This is a genomic window from Rhizobium ruizarguesonis (assembly GCF_017357285.1).
Classification (GTDB): Bacteria; Pseudomonadota; Alphaproteobacteria; order Rhizobiales; family Rhizobiaceae; genus Rhizobium; species Rhizobium ruizarguesonis.
On sequence record NZ_CP071679.1, the window covers coordinates 1 to 16,456 of the forward strand.

Here is a 16,456-nt window from a genome sequence, read left to right on the forward strand (position 1 = left end):
ATGCAGCCGAGTCTTGCTCTTCAAGACGATCAAGAGCACCTCCCATCGCTTCTGGCAACAGATGCGAAGGAGTTATCCTATCAACTTCAGCAGCATCAGGCAAAAATCTTTCCCCCGCTCTCGCAAAAGACCATCAGAACATTTTCGCCGGCGGAAGCTGCGGCCTTTATCGGCATCGGCGAAGGTTATCTCCGCCAGGTAGCCGCCGACGGCCATGGGCCCGATCCGCTCGCAAACGGACGGCGGCTTTACAGTGCAACGGACATGGACCGGATTCGCCGGGTCCTCGACGAGCGAAACGGAACGCCGAAATATGTGCCGGCCCGCCGGCCGGGGGAAAAGCTCCAGATCATCTCCGTCATGAATTTCAAGGGTGGCTCGGGCAAGACCACCACTGCGGCCCATCTGGCGCAGTTCATGGCGCTCAGGGGCTACCGCGTGCTCGCCGTCGACCTCGATCCGCAGGCTTCCTTGTCCGCCTTGTTCGGTCATCAGCCGGAGTTCGACGTCGGAGAGGGCGAAACGATCTACGGTGCGATCCGATACGAGGAGCCGCGCCCCATCGCCGACATCGTGCGCGCTACCTACACGCCCAATCTGCATCTCATTCCGGGCAATCTCGAGCTGATGGAATTCGAGCACGAGACGCCGAAGGCGATGGCGTCGGGTACGGCGGAGACGATGTTCTTTGCCCGCATTGGCGAAGTCCTGACGGAGATCGAAAGCCTTTACGACGTTGTGGTCATCGACTGCCCGCCGCAGCTGGGGTTCCTGACGATGTCGGCGCTCTGCGCGGCCACTTCGGTCTTGATCACGGTCCACCCGCAGATGCTGGATGTCATGTCGATGTCGCAGTTTCTGACGATGACAAGTGAGTTGATGTCGGTCGTCGAAAAGGCCGGAGGGCGTACCAGCTATGACTGGATGCGCTATCTCGTGACGCGGTTCGAGCCGAACGACGGACCGCAAAGCCAGATGACCGGCTTCATGCGGGCGATCTTTGGCAATCGAATGCTCCACAACGCCATGGTGAAGTCGACGGCGGTCGCCGACGCCGGCGTCACCAAGCAGACACTCTACGAGGTCGAGCGATCGCAGTTCACACGCGGAACCTACGATCGGGCTCTGGAGTCCCTCAACCTCGTGAACGGCGAGATCGAGGCGCATATTCGCTCGACCTGGGGAAGGAAATAACAGATGGCGCGCAAGAACCTCATCGAAATTTCCGCTCCGAACCCGGAAAGGATGGACGCAGTCGCACCGCGCGACAATCGTCCGATCGCGGGATTCGTGCCGCAGGAGCGCAGTGCGGCGCCGGTCGGCGGCATTACCAAGACGCTCGGCAACATTACCGAGAAGATGGAGCGGGCAAGTGAGCTGGAACGGCAGCTCGCTGCCGGCCAGACCATCGTCGAACTCGATCCCGGACTGATCGATGCTTCCTTCGTCAGCGATCGATTGGCGATCGACGCGGCCGAACTTGCGCAGCTTGTCGAGCAGATCCGCGAGCATGGCCAGCAGGTTCCGATCCTTGTCCGCCCGCATCCCGAAACCAGGGGACGCTATCAGGTCGCCTACGGCCATCGACGCCTGGCTGCCGCCCGAGAAATCGGCATCAGGGTGCGCGCGGTCGTCCGTGATCTCACCGACGGTCAGCTGGTCGTCAGCCAGGGACAGGAAAACAGTGCTCGAACCAATCTCTCCTACATCGAACGCGCGCTCTTTGCATCGAGGCTTGAGGAACGCAGCTTTGGCCGCGATGTCATTATGGCGGCTCTCGGCGTGGATAAGGCGGCGCTGTCGAGAATGCTGATCGTCATCCGACAGGTCCCCCTTACGCTCGTCAACGCCATCGGCGCCGCGCCCGATATCGGCCGCCGGCGATGGTTGGAATTGGGCGAGCGGCTTGAGAAAGCCGACGTCGAGAAGATCATCGTGGAGTTGTCCGCGGACGACGCGCGCAAAATTTCGAGCGACGAGCGGTTTCAGCGGGCACTCATTCTGGCAACGAAGAAGACGGCTGCGCCGAAGCCAGCGGTGGCCAAAACCCAGGTTAATGGGGTGCCTGTCATGATCAAAAAGACAGCGTCCGGTGCAACCTTCGTTTTCGACGGCAAGACCGCACCCGGTTTCGATCAATTCGTCCAGGAAAGGCTGAAGGGCCTGTTCCAGGAGTTCAATAAGGACAGAGGAGCGTAGCGCGCAAAAGAAAAAGGCCCCCAACGACGCCGTCGTGGAAGCCCTTCTCAGATCTTAAGCACATCGAGAATCGCATTTCCCCGAATCACAGTCAAGCGTCTTAGGCACCAAATTGGTGGATGGTTTTCTTTTGCCTGAACGAAGGTGAAGGCAAATGGAGAGTGGATATGTGACGACGCCCTTTGGGCGGCGGCCGATGTCACTTGGCATGCTGGCAAGCCAGCAACTGGCCGAGACCATCGAGCCGGGGATGAAGCGCAGCAAGTGGAAGCTGTTCAGGGCGATCTGTGAGGCGCGGCCGGCGCTTGGCGTCACCGATCGGGCGCTGACGGTGCTCGACGCGCTTCTGACCTTCTACCCAGACGACGAGATTTCCGAGGAGAAGGGCCTGATTGTCTTCCCGTCGAATGCGCAACTTTCGCTGCGCGCCCGCGGCATGACGCCGGCGACCCTCAGGCGGCATCTTGGGGTTCTGGTCGAGGCCGGCCTGATCCTGCGCAAGGACAGCCCGAACGGAAAGCGCTATGCGCGCCGCGACAGGGCAGGGACCGTCGGCGAGGCCTTCGGGTTCAGCGTGGCACCGCTTCTGGCGCGTGCAGTCGAAATCGAAAACCTGGCCGCCCAGGCGGTTGCCGACCGGGAACTGCTGCGCGCGATCAGGGAACGGTTGACCATCTGCCGGCGCGACATCTCCAAGCTGATTGCGACGGCCCTCGAAGAAGAGGTCTCCGGTGATTGGGAAGGCATTTCAGTGATGTTTCGAACGCTCCTCGCCCGGATTCCGCGCGTGGCGACCGCAGAAGAATTGGCTCCGCTGGTCGATGAGATGGGATTGCTGCGGGCTGAAGTCGTCAACTTGCTGGAAAGGCAGATAAAAACACAAAAAATAGACGCCAATGAGTCTCAGAATGAGCAGCACAAACAGAATTCAAATCCCAAATCCACCTATGAACTTGAACCAAGCTTCGAAACGAAGCAGGGCGAACGGGCAGTTGCCGATCTTGAACCGAATGCCGGATCGCCGGACGAGCAAAGACTGAAACAACCGAAGCCTTCCGGCGGGATGAGCAACAAGGCGGGGGGTGCCGCCGATCCAGGAGCCGGGCATAGCCTGAAATCCTTCCCGCTCGGCCTCGTCCTCCAGGCCTGCCCCGGTATTCTCGACTACGGGCCCGGCGGAAGCATCGGCAACTGGCGAGATCTGATGTCGGCCGCTGTCGTCGTGCGCTCGATGCTCGGCGTCAGTCCCTCGGCCTATGAGGAAGCCTGCTCCGGCATGGGGCCGGAAAATGCCGCCACCGTGATTGCCTGCATTCTGGAAAGGGGAGGGCACATCAACTCGCCCGGCGGCTATCTCAGAGATCTGACCCGAAGGACCGAGAGGGGTGAGTTTGCGATCGGCCCGATGCTGATGGCGCTCGTGCGGGCGAATGGGCCAACAGCAAGGCATGCCAGTTGACCGGAGGGAAGCCACGGCCGCGACAATCGTGTAACGAGGCGGTGTGCAATCAACGCTTTACATCTAACATGTTAGTCTGCTACATCTGAGCCGGTAATTGGGAGGAGGCATATTTGACACAAAAATTCGGGCTCTCAGTCGCTCTCGCCACACCATTCGACAGCCATGGCGATATCATGATCGAGGCGATGATCGAGCAGGCACGGCGAAGCCTCGCTGCCGGATGTTCGAGCGTGACGCTGTTCGGGACGACGGGTGAAGGTTCTTCCATAGGAACCCAGGAACGTGAACGTGTCCTCACTTCCATGCTTGATAATGGGATAGCAGCAAAGCAAATCATCGTCGGCGTACTGGTCGACGCGGCCGAGGATGCTGCGATGCAGGCCGGGCATGCGCTTTCCGAGGGAGCCCGCAATATCCTTCTTGCTCCCCCTTGCTACTTCAAAAACGTCAGTGACGACGGCGTCTTCCAGTGGTTTTCGGCTGTTTTCGCCATCCTGGGCGACAAGGCGCGAGACATTATCGTCTACAACATCCCCTCGGTCACCATGGTCCCGCTGAGCGTATCGCTGATCGGCCGACTGCGGACCGCCTTTCCCAATATCGTCACGGGCGTCAAGGATTCTTCCGGCGACTGGCCGTTCACGGAAGCGCTGTTGAAGGCGCATGGCGATCTTGTCATCCTGGTGGGGGACGAACGTCATCTGGCGAAGGGCGTGCGGCTTGGCGGCCAGGGTGCAATCTCCGGCATGGCGAATTTCGTACCCCATGAAGTCAAGCTGATGGCAGAGGAAGGCAAGGACGATTCCCGCATCGAGGATTTCGTGGACGAACTGCTGAAATTTCCGGTGACCGCTGCCGTGAAGGCCATGGTGGCTCACTTGACGTCGGATGAAATCTGGCTTGCGGTTCGCCCACCACTCGTTTCAATATCCGGCGATGGGCAGGCGCAACTCGCTCTTGCGTTCGACACTCTTTTCCGCTCGAAAGCGGCATAGGTCGGACATGTTTCTGGGAGAGGTGATGGACGGAACGGACGAGCAGCCGACACTGCGGGAAAAGGCGTATGAGAGCTTCACACGCCACCTTCTTGCGCGTGACGTGCGCCCCGGCCAGTTCGTTTCGCAGCGCCGCCTCGTCGAGCTGACGGGGCTGACGCTCGGCGCCATCCGCGAACTCATCCCGCGGCTCGAAGCCGAAGGGCTGATCAAGACGGTCCCCCAGCGGGGTTTGCAGATTGCTCATATCGACCTGAACCTCATTCGCGAGGCGTTCCAGCTGCGCGTCTTCCTGGAGAAGGAAGCAGTCGCGCTTTTCACCCGCTCTGCGTCTGACGAGACGATCGCCGGGCTCCTGAAGCAGCATCGGGATATCGCCGACGCCATTCGAAACGGCGATGGATCGCACGAATTGGAAGTGCACGCGCAAGCTGTCGATTGGGGCATGCACGACGCCTTTATCGATGCCCTTGGAAATACCATCATCTCGAATGCCTACCGGGTGAACTCGATCAAGATGCGCCTGATCAGTCAGGATCGTTTTCGCATCGATGGTCACGTCGGACCTGTCATGGGCGAGCATCTGAAAGTGCTCGAGGCGATCGAAAGACGATCGGCGGAGGACGCCGTCAACAGCCTTGTCGCACACATCAATCACGCAAGAGATCGTGCGCTGAGGATATAATCGGAAATAAACAGCCGGGGGTGAGGAGATCGCCGGCAAAAGGAGGAGGTACCACATGTCATCGTTTTTGAATCCGACGAGGCGCGGCTTTCTGGCGGGTACGGCCGCTTTTGGCGCCAGCAGCATGCTCGGCGTGCGGTTGGCGTCGGCTGCCGTCGATTGGAAGCGCTTTGCCGGCACGACGCTCGAAGTCAACCTGGTCAAGAGCCCGCGCAGCGAAATACTGCTGAAGTACCTGTCCGAATTCGAGGAGCTCACCGGCATCAAGGTCAATGCCGAAGCGACGCCCGAACAACAGCAGCGACAGAAGACGACCATCGAGCTGAGCTCCGGCAAGCCGAGCTTCGACGTCGTGCACATGAGCTATCATGTCCAAAAGCGGCAGTTCGAAAAGGGCGGCTGGCTTGCCGATATCGGCGGTTTTCTCAAGGACCCCTCTCTGACCGACCCGTCTCTGGTAGAAACCGACTTCGCCGAAGCCGGCCTGACTTTTGCCAAAGATCCGGACGGCGTTCTGCGTTCGCTTCCATTCTCGGTCGATTACTGGATCATCTATTGGAACAAGGCGCTCTTCGAGAAGAAGGGGCTTGCCTACCCGACGACGTTCGAAGAACTCGCCAGTGCTGCGGAGGCGCTCACCGATCCTTCGAGCAACACCTACGGCTTCGTCGCCCGCGGCCTGAAGAATGCCAATACGCCGGTCTGGACGTCGCTGCTGCTCGGATATGGTTCGAGCCCGCTCGGCCCCGATGGCAAGCTGCGCACGACGTCGCAAGAAGCGATCGATGCGGCCAAGCTTTATCAAAGACTGATGACCAAGACAGCCCCTCCCGGCGTTTCCGGCTTCAACTGGGCCGAGGCGCAGTCGGCCTTCCTGCAGGGCAAGATCGGCATGTGGCTGGACGGCGTTGGTTTTGCGCCGCCGATCGAGAATCCGGAAAAATCGCGCGTCGTCGGCCAGGTCGGTTACGGCATCATGCCGAAAGGTCCGAAGGCACAGGCCGCAGGCACCTTCGGCGACGGGCTTGGCGTCGTCGCGGCAAGCCAGAAAAAAGAAGCCGGGTATCTCTTCTGCCAATGGGCGATTTCGCATGAAATGGGCGCACGTCTGCTGCAGGCTGGCGCCGGGGTTCCTTTCCGCCAGTCCGTCCTCGAGGACGCGAAGGTCCGCGAAGGCGTCAAAATGCCGGGCGCATGGCTTGATGCCGTCGTCGGTTCCGGCAAGATCTCGCAGCTCGCGCTGCCGGTCATTATTCCGGTCACCGAGTTCCGCGACGTTTATGGCGTCGGTCTCACCAACATGATCGGCGGCGCCGATCCCGAAACCGAACTGAAGGCAGCGACGGCACAGTTCGAACCCGTCCTGGCAAAAAGCGAGGGATAATGGCCTCGACAAGTATCGAAACGGCCGCCGTGGCCAAGACGTCGAAAGGAAGGAGCAAACCGGATCGGTTTGCTCCTAACTACTGGCCCTTCGTCATCCCGGCGCTCATCGTCATAGCTGCCGTCATCGTCTTTCCGTGGGTGTTTACGGTCTGGATGAGCGTCAACAGCTGGACGCTCGGCCAATCGCAGGTCTTTGCGGGGCTGGACAACTACGCGCGCCTCGCCACCGACATGCGTTTTTGGGAGTCGCTGTGGCACACTGTGCTCTATACGACGCTCTCCGTAGTGGTTCCCCTTTTTCTGGGGACGCTCGCGGCGCTGATCTTTGATGCTCAATTTCCGCTGCGCGGTCTTATACGCGGCATATTCGTGATGCCGATGATGGCCACACCCGTCGCCATCGCGCTCGTCTGGACGATGATGTTCCATCCGCAGCTCGGCGTCCTCAACTATCTCCTCTCCTTCGTCGGCATCGGCCCGCAGGAGTGGATCTATAATCAGAGCAGCGTCATCCCGTCGCTGGTGCTGGTCGAGACCTGGCAGTGGACGCCGCTTATCATGCTGATCGTGCTCGGCGGTCTGGCGGCGGTTCCGCGCGAGCCCTATGAAAGTGCTGAAATCGACGGAGCCAATGTCTGGCAGAAATTCCGCTATCTGACGCTGCCGATGATCGCGCCGTTCCTGATGATTGCCGTGATTATCCGCAGCATCGATGCGGTGAAAAGTTTCGACATCATCTATGCCATGACCCAAGGCGGTCCCGGCACGGCGTCGGAGACGATCAACATCTATCTCTACAACACCGCTTTCGCCTATTACGATATCGGCTATGGCTCGGCCATGGCGGTTGTCTTCTTCATCCTCATCGTCCTGCTCTCCTTCGTCCTTATGATGCTCCGGCAGCGCGTGAACTGGTCCGACGGGGAGGCACGCTGATGAAGCGCAAGACGCTCGATCGCATCGGACTGCTGTTTGTTGCCCTGGTGATGATCTCGCCCGTCGTCCTGTTCTTCCTCTGGATGATCTCGCTGTCGCTGAAATATGAGATCGACAACGGCGCCTATCCGCCGATCTTCATTCCGGAGCGCTTGGCCTGGTCGAACTATCTGAAGGTCTTCGAAGAGAACAACTTCTTCCTCTATCTCTGGAATTCGGTGCTGGTGACGGGTGCGGCCACGCTTCTGGCGCTGCTGATCGGCGTGCCGGCCGGATATGGCATCGCGCGCCTGAAAGCCGAGAAGTCTGCCATGGTCATCATGATTGCGCGCATGACGCCGGGCCTTTCATTCCTGATCCCGCTCTTCCTGCTGTTCCAGTGGCTGAACCTGCTCGGCACGCTCATGCCGCAGATCATCATCCACCTCGTCGTCACTGTACCGATCGTCGTATGGATCATGATCGGTTATTTCGAGACGACGCCGATGGAGCTGGAGGAGGCTGCAAGCATCGACGGCGCAACACCCTGGCAGGTTTTCCGCCTGGTCGCCTTGCCGATCGCAAGGCCGGGCATCGTCGTTGCCTTCATACTGTCGGTCATCTTCTCGTGGAACAACTTCGTCTTCGGCATCGTGCTTGCCAGCCGCGAGACGCGCACGCTTCCTGTCGCGGTCTACAACATGCTCTCGTTCGAGCAGGTCAGTTGGGGTCCGTTGGCGGCGGCGGCGTTGATCGTCACCTTGCCTGTGCTGATATTGACGGTGTTTGCGCAACGGCAGATCGTGGCGGGCCTGACGGCCGGAGCCGTCAAGTGAGCTGGTGAGACAACGGTTTTGACGACTTCTGCTGCCTTCGAACAGCCTCCCGGTCAGGCGCGCCGCGTCTTGTGTGTCGGCGCTGCGGTTATGGACACACTGTTTCGCGTGCGCTCGTTACCCACCGGCCAGGGCAAAATTCTGCCCTATGATATGCTGCAGATCGCCGAGGGCATGGCATCGAGTGCCGCCTTTGCGGTCACCCGACTGGGCGGCCATGCCAGCCTCTGGGGTGCGGTCGGCAATGACGACACCGGCGAACGCATCATTGCCGACCTCAGCAATAGCGGCATAGACACGAGCGGCGTGGTGCGCGTCGAAGCCGCCCGCTCGGCCGTCTCGACGATCCTTGTCGATGATCAGGGCGAGCGCTTGATCGTGCCTTTCTACGATGCGGGCTTGCACGAAACGGTCAAGCCGGTCACGCAACAGGATGTTTCTGCTTTCGATGCGGTGCTGGTCGACGTGCGGTGGCCGAAGCTTGCATTGCGGACGCTATTGGCCGCCCGAGAGGCGGGAAAGCCGGCCATTCTCGATGGCGACGTCGCAGGCGATGGCGTGATCGAGATGCTGGCACCGGCGGCCAGCCACATTGTGTTCTCGCAGCCGGCCGCCGAGCGGCTTGCCGGAACGGCCGAGCTGGTGAAGGTCGTCGGCCTTCTCAAGCGAAAGTTCGAGCATGCCTTCATCAGCGTCACGGCCGGCGAAAACGGCTGCTTCTGGTTCGACGACCGAACCGGCGAAATTGTCCATCTTGCGGCTCCGAAGGTGAGGACCGTCGACACGCTCGCAGCCGGCGATATTTTCCATGGCGCTTTTGCGCTGGCCACTGCGGAAGGCTTACCGATCGAAGAGACGATGCGCTTGTCATCCATGGCGGCGGCACTCAAATGCCAGGTGTTCGGCGGACGTATCGGTGCCCCCACAAGAGCCGAAGTCCGCAATGCTCTCCGGGATTGGAGCGCTGGACGGTAGTAGTGGCGGGCAGGCGTATCGGAGAAGCGATCTGCCTGCGGCATGCGTTGTCAAAGCCAGTTTAGGATCAGCGCTCCATCAGCTTTTGACCGAGCCGGCTGTCATGCCGGCCAGGAAGTAGCGTTGAGCAACCAGGTAAAGGACAAGAAGAGGAAGGGAACCGAGCACGCTCATCGCCATCATCTCGTTCCATTCGAAGGCGTGCTGGCCCATCAGAAGCTGGATACCGATCGGAACGGTTCTGAGGTTCATCGATTTCGTCAGCGTCAGCGCGAAGAGGAATTCGTTCCAGGCTAGCAGAAACGTGTAGACCGCGGTGGCGACGATCCCCGGGATGGAGACGGGAACGATGACGCGCCATAGCGCCGTCCAGCTCGAGCCGCCGTCGACAAGGACGGCCTCGTCCAGCTCTTTCGGCAAGGTGTTGAGATAGCCTGTCATCAGCAGGATGGCATAGGGCAGCGTGAAGACCATGTAGGTGAGGATCAGCGCCAGATAAGTATCGAAGATCCTGAAGGCCACCACCATTCCGAAATAGGGGATGAGAAGGGTGATCGGCGGAACGGTCTGCGTGCTGATGATGAAGATGTTCAAGGTGTTCTTGAACCGGAACTGATAGCGGCTGAATCCGTAGGCGGTCACGATGGCGACGACGAGGGTCAGGCCGGTGACGACGCCGGCGACGAAGTAGCTGTTGATGAAGAACCGCACTTTCACCGGATCGTTGAAGATCGTCAGATAGGCGGCCACCGTGAAATCCTGCGGAAAAAGCCGCGGCGGAAGGGCGAAGATTTCGGTATTCGATTTCAGCGAGCTGAAAAACATCCACACGATCGGGAAGGCCGAAAAGACCAGGCCGATCGCCAGTCCGAGATAGGTCAGGATGGTCGGCAAGACCGAGTTCTTGAAGGAACGTTTTGCCATGGCGGTCACCTGCGCTGCTGGTGTTTGATGTAGAAGTAGGTGACGCTCATCGAAATGATCAGGATGATCATTGCGCTCGCCGAAGCCAGTGAAAATTCATATTGGGAGAAGGCGAGCTTGTAGGTGAAGGTGGAGAGCACCTCCGTCGAATAGATCGGACCACCGCCCGTCGTCATCCAGACGAGCGGAAAGACCTGCATCGTCCAGATGAAATCGAGGAGCGCGATGCTGATGATGATCGGCATTAACTGCGGAATGGTGATGTACCAGAACTTTTGGAGTTCGTTCGCGCCATCGATACCGGCTGCCTCGTAAAGCTCCTTCGAAATGCCCTGGAGGCCGGCGAGCAGGCTGACCATGTAGAGCGGATAGCCTGCCCAGATGTTTGCGAAGGTCAAAGCGTGGATGGCGGTGCGCGTCGACGAAAACCACTCGACCTTGAAGTTGATGATATGGAGCGCCATCAGCACGCTGTTGACGACGCCGTTCGGGTCGAGCAACAGGCGCCAGATGATGGCGATGATGACGGCCGTGAACAGCCAGGGCAGGATGAACAGCACACGAAGGATGCTGCGAATGAGCGGATCGACGCGGTTGGTGTTCAACAGCAGCGCGAATGCCAAGCCGATGATGAAGTGGAAGACGACGCTCATGATCGTAAAATAAAGCGTCTGTACGACCGACTGCCAGAAGACGGGATTCTCGAAGATGGTCAGATAATTCTGCACGCCTGCGAACGCGGCGTCCTTTTTCATGATGGCGCCGTCCATCAATGAATATTTGAAGACCATCACCATGGGAAACAGCATCAGCAGAACAAGCAGCAGGGTCGCCGGCGAAACATAGAAATACGGCACCAGCTTCCTCAAGGTGCTGTAACGAAGTCTTGCTTTTCTTCGCGGCTTGGCGTGCGCGGCGACGAGAGCCGGAGCGGAATGATTCATGAGCTGTGACTTCCCGTTCTGCCGAGATTTGACGACTTACACCGGCAGCGCCAGGTCGCGCTGCCGGTGATCCGTGAAAGCGACGTGCTTAGAACTTCGCGAGCCAAGCCTTCTCGGTATTGGCAGCTGCATCCTTGGCCGACTGTCCGCCGTCGAACATCTTCTGAACTTCGACGTTCATGTCGCGCATCAGCTCTTCGGCAACCGGAAGACCGACGAATTCGTTCGCAGGATAGCCGCTCTGGAAGATTTTAAAAGCTTCCGCGAAGATCGGGTCCGAGGCCACGAAGTCCGGCTTGGCATGGACGTTGCCGGGGAAGGCGTTGGCAATCGAGACCAGACGGCCGTTGACGTCAGGGCTCATCAGGTATTCGACCAGCTTCCAGGCTTCTTCCTTGTGCTGGCTGCCCTCGCTGATGCCGATGCCCCAGGAGGCATAGGGCATGCCGCGCTTGCCGGTGTAGCCATCAGTGGCCGGCAAGGCGGAGATGCCGAATTTGAGCTTCGGATTGCGCTCGCGGATGAGGTTCACATGCGCGAGTGAATCGACCATCATGCCGACGCGGCCGTTGACGAATTCCTCGACCTTGTCCTGTTCCTTCTTGGCGAAAATGCCGGGAGAAATCACGCCTTCCTTGTTGAGGGAGGAGAGATAGTCGAGCGTGCCGACGACGGCATCATTTTCGAGGTCAGGCTTGCCGTCCTTCATCATCGAGGCGCCGGAGGCCCAGACCCAGGACATCACATCGTTCTGGATACCGCTCGGAGACTGCAACGACAGCGGCAGAACCCAGCCATACTGGTTTTTCGAGGCGTCGGTCATCTTCTTCGCGGCTTCAGCGAATTCCGTGCGCGTCGTCGGCAGCTTGTCGACGCCGGACGCCTTGGCGATATCCAGGTTCACGAAGACGGGATAGACGAAGGATGCCAGCGGGAACATCACGCTCTTGCCATCGACCTTGACGATATCGGTGATCTGGCTCTTGTCGTACTTCGCCTTCTCCATCAGCTCGTCCATCGAGGCGATCGCACCCTGCTTGGCAAGCCCGTTTACCCAGGCGCCATCGAGGCCCACCACGTCGCTCAGCGTTCCCGAGGCGGCGCCGACGACAATCTGGTCACGCGTCGTGGCATAGGGACCGCTGACCAGCGTCACCTTGATGCCGGGGTTTTTGGCTTCGAAATCGTTCATGATGCCGCGCAGGGCGCCAGACGGCATTTCGGGTTCCCACCATTGAATGAACTCGATGGTGGTGTCGGCAAACGCCGATGTGGCGCAGAGCGCCCATACCGCCACGGCAGCCCGCATCGTCACGCCGAATTTTCTGATATTCATCTGTGCCTCCCAAAGATTGTCAGTTAATCGATCCTCCTCAAGATCGTAGGCAAAGTAGGTTCCCTGAAGCCCCTATCTGTCAATGAAGAACTGCGGTCGGGAAAAGATGGCAGGCCGGCATTCACGGAGCGTGTTGAGTTAAATCATTGATAAAAAATAATAAAATTGATTGACATCATCAGTATTTTTCTGCAGCATTTGTATTGCTTGTGACGCATTTTTTCTTTACTTTCGTAAACAAATGAAAGTTTACCCAACAAAATGAAAAGCGTGGAACTCGGCTTCTTCACTGCAAATTTTGGAATTTGGGGTGCTGAAACAAGCGCCTTTTGCAACCACGCGGCGCAGACGGCGCATACGGCGCAAGTTGAAGGGAATATTTCGATTTTCGAAAGGGAGGGCAGGCCCCGCACCAAAAATGACGGATCACGCCGGCTTACGCGTTGATTTTCGACGATTCAGGATACGAAGATCACCTGTACAAATTGCCGAATGCGTGATTAGGCGCGTCGGCGGATCTGCCGTTGAGTGCGAAATCATTCCCGATCAGTGTCGTCATCCCGCCAGTAAGGAATTGAATGGCCAAGAAGAATTATAAATCGATGGACGACTTCGCGACCGCCGCCGGCGTATCGCGTCCGACCTTGTCGAAATATTTCGATGATCCCTCGCAGATCAAGGAGGTGACCCGTAAGCGTATCGAGGCGGCTCTCAAGAAGTCGCATTTCGAGCCGAACCTTTTCGCGCGGCACCTTAATCGCAAGCGGACCAGGAATATCGGCATTCTGGTGCCGACCATGTCGGATCCCTTTTATGTGCAGGTCGTGTCGCTGATCGAGCTGGAGTTGCGCGAAAAGGGATTCTGGCCTGTCCAGATCTCGTCCCACACGCGGCCGGAACTCGAAGCGGAGGCCGTGCGAACCTTGCTGTCGCTGAAGGTCGCAGGTGCGATCGTGGCGCCGCTCGGGGCCGGTTCTCGCCGTTCCGCGTTGGAAAGACTAAGCGGCGCAATCCCCGTCGTCTGCTTCGACAACCCTGCCGGCGCCGACCTTCCCTATGTCGGCAACGACAACGCGCAAAGCATGGCAGCCATTGTGCAATATCTCTGCCGGTCCGGTGAGCCACCGATCTTCCTGGAAATTCCGCATTTGACCGAAAATGCCGGCGAGCGGCAGGAGAGCTACCGCGCGACCATGGCGAAGGAAGGGCATGCTCCGTTGGTCATCGATTGCGACGCACCACCCTCTTGGGAATTCGAGCGTCTCGGATACGAGCAGATGCAGCGAATTCTTGCGAATGGCGGTCTTCCCGGCAAAACGCTGCTATGCGCCAACGATCGCTTTGCTTTCGGTGCGATGGCTGCCGCATTCGCTTCGGGACTGAAAATCGGCCGTAGTGACGCGTGCGACGTGCGTATCGCCGGGCACGACGATCACCCGCTGAGCCGATATACCTGTCCGTCGCTGACGACGATGGCCCAGAACGCGCCGGAGATCGCCGCGAAATCCGTGGAGCTTTTGCTGGCGCATATCGAAAGCGAGGATGATGGAACGACCCCTGTGACGAACAGGGTGATCCTCGAAGCGACGCTTGTTATGCGCGACTCGGCTTGAGTCAGTCGCGGTTGCGCTTCAACGGGCAAGCCCAGGGTCCATGGTGCGCCAGGCCATAGCAATGGCTTCAAGGGCCTCTTGCGCCTCCGGAATGGCCCGTCGCTTCGATACGAAGCCGTGGATCTGTCCGGCCCAGGTCCGGCTTGTGGCCTGCGCTTCCAAGCTGAGCCGCTCGGCATAAGCGGCCCCTTCGTCGAACAGCACGTCGTATCCGGCAAGGATCACGAGGGCCGGCGCCACGCCTGCTAGCGACGCCACGCGCAGCGGCGAGGCGCGCCAATCCGGCCTGCTCGCGGCTTCCGGCAGATAGTGGTCTCGGAACCATTGCATCGCTGCGGCCGTCAGGCCGTAACCCTCCGCATAACGCAAGTAGCTGTCGCTTGCCTGCAATTGGTCGGTCACCGGATAGATCAACACCTGTCCGATGACAGCCGGCACCTGTCCGTCCCGTGCCAGCAGGGCGACGACGGCGGCCAGATTGCCGCCGGCGCTATCGCCGGCGACGAGAATTCGCAAGGGATCGATACCGAGCGCATCCGCCTGCTCCGTCATCGAGACGAGTGTGGCGGCGCAATCGTCAATCGCTGCCGGAAAGGGGTGTTCCGGGGCCAGGCGATAGTCGGGCGAAACGACGACGGCGCCTGCCATATTGGCAAGCGTCCGGCAGATATCCTCATGGGTTTCCGGCGCGCCGATCACAAAACCGCCGCCATGGAGATAAAGCAAGGCCGGTGCGCCCTGGCGCGGCGCGGATCGTCCGCGCCATATCTTCAACCGGATGGCGCCCGCATGCCTTTCCAGGATCTCGGCCACGTCTTCGAGCGGCCGCTGGATGTCTGCGAAACTGTCCAGATATTGCTGCCGCGCCAGCGCCGGCGTGCAGTTTTCGACCGGCGTTTGTGGATCGCCAGGCCATGCAAGCGCGCGTTTGGCGGATTCGTCGAGTTGCGTCATGCCAGCAAACTCCTCGCTTCTTCTTCCCGCAATTCTTTTGGCTGCGCGACGATACCCGCAATGGTCTGCGCGACACCGGTTTCACCGGCACGCAGGATCGCTTCCATGACTTCGAGCACATGCAGCGCGAGATCGCCCGAAGCACGCGGCGCACGGCCTTCGATGATTGCGCGCGCGAGATCGGCAAGGCCAAGCATGCGGTAGTTGGCACGATCCGGCGCTGCGATCGGCCAGTTGACGGCGCCGAAGAGGTCGCCTGATGTATCCGTTTCCTGCCAGGGCGCGCCACGGCTGGACAGCGCGACGGAGCCGCCGAAATTGTCGGGGTCGGGCAGGCGCAGCGAGCCTTCGGTCCCGTGGAGCTCGATGGGGTGGTTGGAATGGCGGAAGACGTCCCAGGAGGTGCCGAAGGTGACCGTAGCGCCGCAATCGAATTCCAGCAGCGACAGCACGCTGGTCGGCGTGCCAACCTTGAACGTGGTGCCCTGCTTCCGTCCCTCCGCCGTGATGAGCCGCTCTTCCTGCCCGCTTGTGGCGACGGCCTGCACACGGCGGATCGGCCCTATCAGATTGACCATCATCGTCAGATAGTAAGGCCCCATATCCATGACCGGGCCTGCGCCGGCCTGATAATAAAAGCTGGGATCCGGATGCCAGTGCTCCATGCCGCGTCCCATCATGAAGGCTGTCCCGGTCACCGGCTTGCCGATGGCGCCGGCTTCCATTCGCCGCCGGGCATGGCGTCCTGCCGCCCCGAGGAACGTGTCTGGCGCCGAGCCGAGCATGAGGCCCTTTAAGGCGGCGGCATCCACCAACCGGCGTCCTTCTGCGGCCGTGACGCCGAGCGGCTTCTCAGTGAAGACATGCTTGCCTGCCGACAGCGCCCGCATCGAAACGTCAAAATGTGCAGCCGGGATCGTCAGATTGAGGATGAGGTCGATGTTCTTGTCGTCGATGAGGCTATCGACGTCAGCGGCGCGCAAATTGAACTCGGCCGCGCGGCGCGTGGCGGCGTCTGCGTTGAGGTCTGCGCAGGCGATGATTTCGACGCCGCAAAACAGCGGCGCGTTGCGCATATAGGCGAGCGAAATGTTGCCGCATCCCACCACGCCGATCCTGAGTTTCATACCATTGGTCTGTGTCATCGAAGAACCTGATTTTGCGATTGCGAGTGCGAAGGATTGAGGGGCGCGTTACAATTTAATCGCAAGGAATAAAATATATTGACGCAC

15 protein-coding genes are annotated in these 16,456 nt (G+C 59.6%); 10 read left to right on the forward strand and 5 right to left on the reverse strand.

Annotation, left to right across the window (positions count from 1 at the left end; all coding sequences use genetic code 11):
• The 9 genes from repA (at position 1) to J3P73_RS24585 (ending at position 9,453) form a co-directional block, all read left to right on the forward strand.
• Positions 1-1,194, forward strand: a complete 1,194-nt coding sequence (gene repA / locus J3P73_RS24545) for a plasmid partitioning protein RepA (protein WP_003550127.1) — start codon at positions 1-3, stop codon at positions 1,192-1,194.
• A gap of 3 nt (positions 1,195-1,197) precedes the next feature.
• A complete protein-coding gene (gene repB, locus J3P73_RS24550; RefSeq protein WP_130663305.1) occupies positions 1,198-2,199 on the forward strand; it encodes a plasmid partitioning protein RepB in 1,002 nt (333 codons plus the stop codon).
• 154 nt (positions 2,200-2,353) lie between these two features.
• Entirely contained in the window at positions 2,354-3,658 is a 1,305-nt protein-coding gene (repC, locus tag J3P73_RS24555) for a plasmid replication protein RepC (RefSeq protein ID WP_130682893.1), read from the forward strand.
• A gap of 113 nt (positions 3,659-3,771) precedes the next feature.
• A complete protein-coding gene (locus J3P73_RS24560) occupies positions 3,772-4,656 on the forward strand; it encodes a dihydrodipicolinate synthase family protein (RefSeq protein WP_130663303.1) in 885 nt (294 codons plus the stop codon).
• A 7-nt stretch (positions 4,657-4,663) separates the two neighbouring features.
• Entirely contained in the window at positions 4,664-5,341 is a 678-nt protein-coding gene (locus J3P73_RS24565; RefSeq protein ID WP_024319755.1) for a GntR family transcriptional regulator, read from the forward strand.
• Between the two features lie 55 nt (positions 5,342-5,396).
• Positions 5,397-6,725: an ABC transporter substrate-binding protein gene (locus J3P73_RS24570; protein WP_018480643.1), complete on the forward strand. Its 1,329-nt coding sequence runs from the start codon at positions 5,397-5,399 to the stop codon at positions 6,723-6,725.
• Positions 6,725-7,663: a carbohydrate ABC transporter permease gene (locus J3P73_RS24575; protein WP_018480642.1), complete on the forward strand. Its 939-nt coding sequence runs from the start codon at positions 6,725-6,727 to the stop codon at positions 7,661-7,663. Before J3P73_RS24570 ends, J3P73_RS24575 begins: the two co-directional genes overlap by 1 nt.
• Positions 7,663-8,478 carry a carbohydrate ABC transporter permease gene (locus J3P73_RS24580; RefSeq protein ID WP_003550140.1) on the forward strand — a complete coding sequence of 272 codons (816 nt, stop codon included), beginning with the start codon at positions 7,663-7,665 and terminating at the stop codon, positions 8,476-8,478. The genes J3P73_RS24575 and J3P73_RS24580 overlap by 1 nt, the downstream gene beginning before the upstream one ends.
• Before the next feature lie 18 nt (positions 8,479-8,496).
• Positions 8,497-9,453, forward strand: coding sequence for a sugar kinase (locus tag J3P73_RS24585; RefSeq protein ID WP_024319756.1), 957 nt, complete (start codon positions 8,497-8,499; stop codon positions 9,451-9,453).
• A 78-nt stretch (positions 9,454-9,531) separates the two neighbouring features.
• Here J3P73_RS24585 and J3P73_RS24590 read toward each other — a convergent pair whose 3' ends face one another.
• The 3 genes from J3P73_RS24590 to J3P73_RS24600 form a co-directional block, all read right to left on the reverse strand.
• Positions 9,532-10,377 carry a carbohydrate ABC transporter permease gene (locus J3P73_RS24590; protein WP_018480632.1) on the reverse strand — a complete coding sequence of 282 codons (846 nt, stop codon included), beginning with the start codon at positions 10,375-10,377 and terminating at the stop codon, positions 9,532-9,534.
• Between the two features lie 5 nt (positions 10,378-10,382).
• Positions 10,383-11,321, reverse strand: a complete 939-nt coding sequence (locus J3P73_RS24595) for a carbohydrate ABC transporter permease (protein ID WP_018073124.1) — start codon at positions 11,319-11,321, stop codon at positions 10,383-10,385.
• 88 nt (positions 11,322-11,409) lie between these two features.
• Positions 11,410-12,657 carry an ABC transporter substrate-binding protein gene (locus tag J3P73_RS24600; RefSeq protein WP_024319758.1) on the reverse strand — a complete coding sequence of 416 codons (1,248 nt, stop codon included), beginning with the start codon at positions 12,655-12,657 and terminating at the stop codon, positions 11,410-11,412.
• A 578-nt stretch (positions 12,658-13,235) separates the two neighbouring features.
• Between J3P73_RS24600 and J3P73_RS24605 the strand changes: the two genes are divergently transcribed.
• Positions 13,236-14,270 (forward strand): LacI family DNA-binding transcriptional regulator, encoded by a 1,035-nt coding sequence (locus J3P73_RS24605; protein WP_130682891.1) that lies wholly within the window; start codon positions 13,236-13,238, stop codon positions 14,268-14,270.
• 18 nt (positions 14,271-14,288) lie between these two features.
• On the opposite strand, the gene J3P73_RS24610 is transcribed toward J3P73_RS24605, so the two are convergent.
• Both J3P73_RS24610 and J3P73_RS24615 read right to left on the reverse strand, forming a co-directional pair.
• On the reverse strand, positions 14,289-15,224 hold the full coding sequence (locus J3P73_RS24610; protein ID WP_130663301.1) for an alpha/beta hydrolase: 936 nt from the start codon (positions 15,222-15,224) through the stop codon (positions 14,289-14,291).
• The gene (locus J3P73_RS24615) at positions 15,221-16,369 is read right to left on the reverse strand and encodes a Gfo/Idh/MocA family protein (protein WP_130665745.1); all 1,149 of its coding nucleotides are present in this window, start codon (positions 16,367-16,369) and stop codon (positions 15,221-15,223) included. Before J3P73_RS24615 ends, J3P73_RS24610 begins: the two co-directional genes overlap by 4 nt.
• Between the last annotated feature and the right edge of the window lie 87 nt (positions 16,370-16,456).

Excerpts from the sequence above, each read along its gene's own strand:
- J3P73_RS24600 (WP_024319758.1), bottom strand. The coding sequence starts at position 12,657 with ATGAATATCAGAAAATTCGGCGTGACGATGCGGGCTGCCGTGGCGGTA.
- repB (WP_130663305.1), top strand. The coding sequence starts at position 1,198 with ATGGCGCGCAAGAACCTCATCGAAATTTCCGCTCCGAACCCGGAAAGG.
- J3P73_RS24570 (WP_018480643.1), top strand. The coding sequence starts at position 5,397 with ATGTCATCGTTTTTGAATCCGACGAGGCGCGGCTTTCTGGCGGGTACG.
- repA (WP_003550127.1), top strand. The coding sequence starts at position 1 with ATGCAGCCGAGTCTTGCTCTTCAAGACGATCAAGAGCACCTCCCATCG.
- J3P73_RS24610 (WP_130663301.1), bottom strand. The coding sequence starts at position 15,224 with ATGACGCAACTCGACGAATCCGCCAAACGCGCGCTTGCATGGCCTGGC.
- J3P73_RS24595 (WP_018073124.1), bottom strand. The coding sequence starts at position 11,321 with ATGAATCATTCCGCTCCGGCTCTCGTCGCCGCGCACGCCAAGCCGCGA.
- J3P73_RS24605 (WP_130682891.1), top strand. The coding sequence starts at position 13,236 with ATGGCCAAGAAGAATTATAAATCGATGGACGACTTCGCGACCGCCGCC.
- repC (WP_130682893.1), top strand. The coding sequence starts at position 2,354 with ATGGAGAGTGGATATGTGACGACGCCCTTTGGGCGGCGGCCGATGTCA.
- J3P73_RS24615 (WP_130665745.1), bottom strand. The coding sequence starts at position 16,369 with ATGACACAGACCAATGGTATGAAACTCAGGATCGGCGTGGTGGGATGC.
- J3P73_RS24580 (WP_003550140.1), top strand. The coding sequence starts at position 7,663 with ATGAAGCGCAAGACGCTCGATCGCATCGGACTGCTGTTTGTTGCCCTG.
- J3P73_RS24575 (WP_018480642.1), top strand. The coding sequence starts at position 6,725 with ATGGCCTCGACAAGTATCGAAACGGCCGCCGTGGCCAAGACGTCGAAA.
- J3P73_RS24565 (WP_024319755.1), top strand. The coding sequence starts at position 4,664 with ATGTTTCTGGGAGAGGTGATGGACGGAACGGACGAGCAGCCGACACTG.
- J3P73_RS24590 (WP_018480632.1), bottom strand. The coding sequence starts at position 10,377 with ATGGCAAAACGTTCCTTCAAGAACTCGGTCTTGCCGACCATCCTGACC.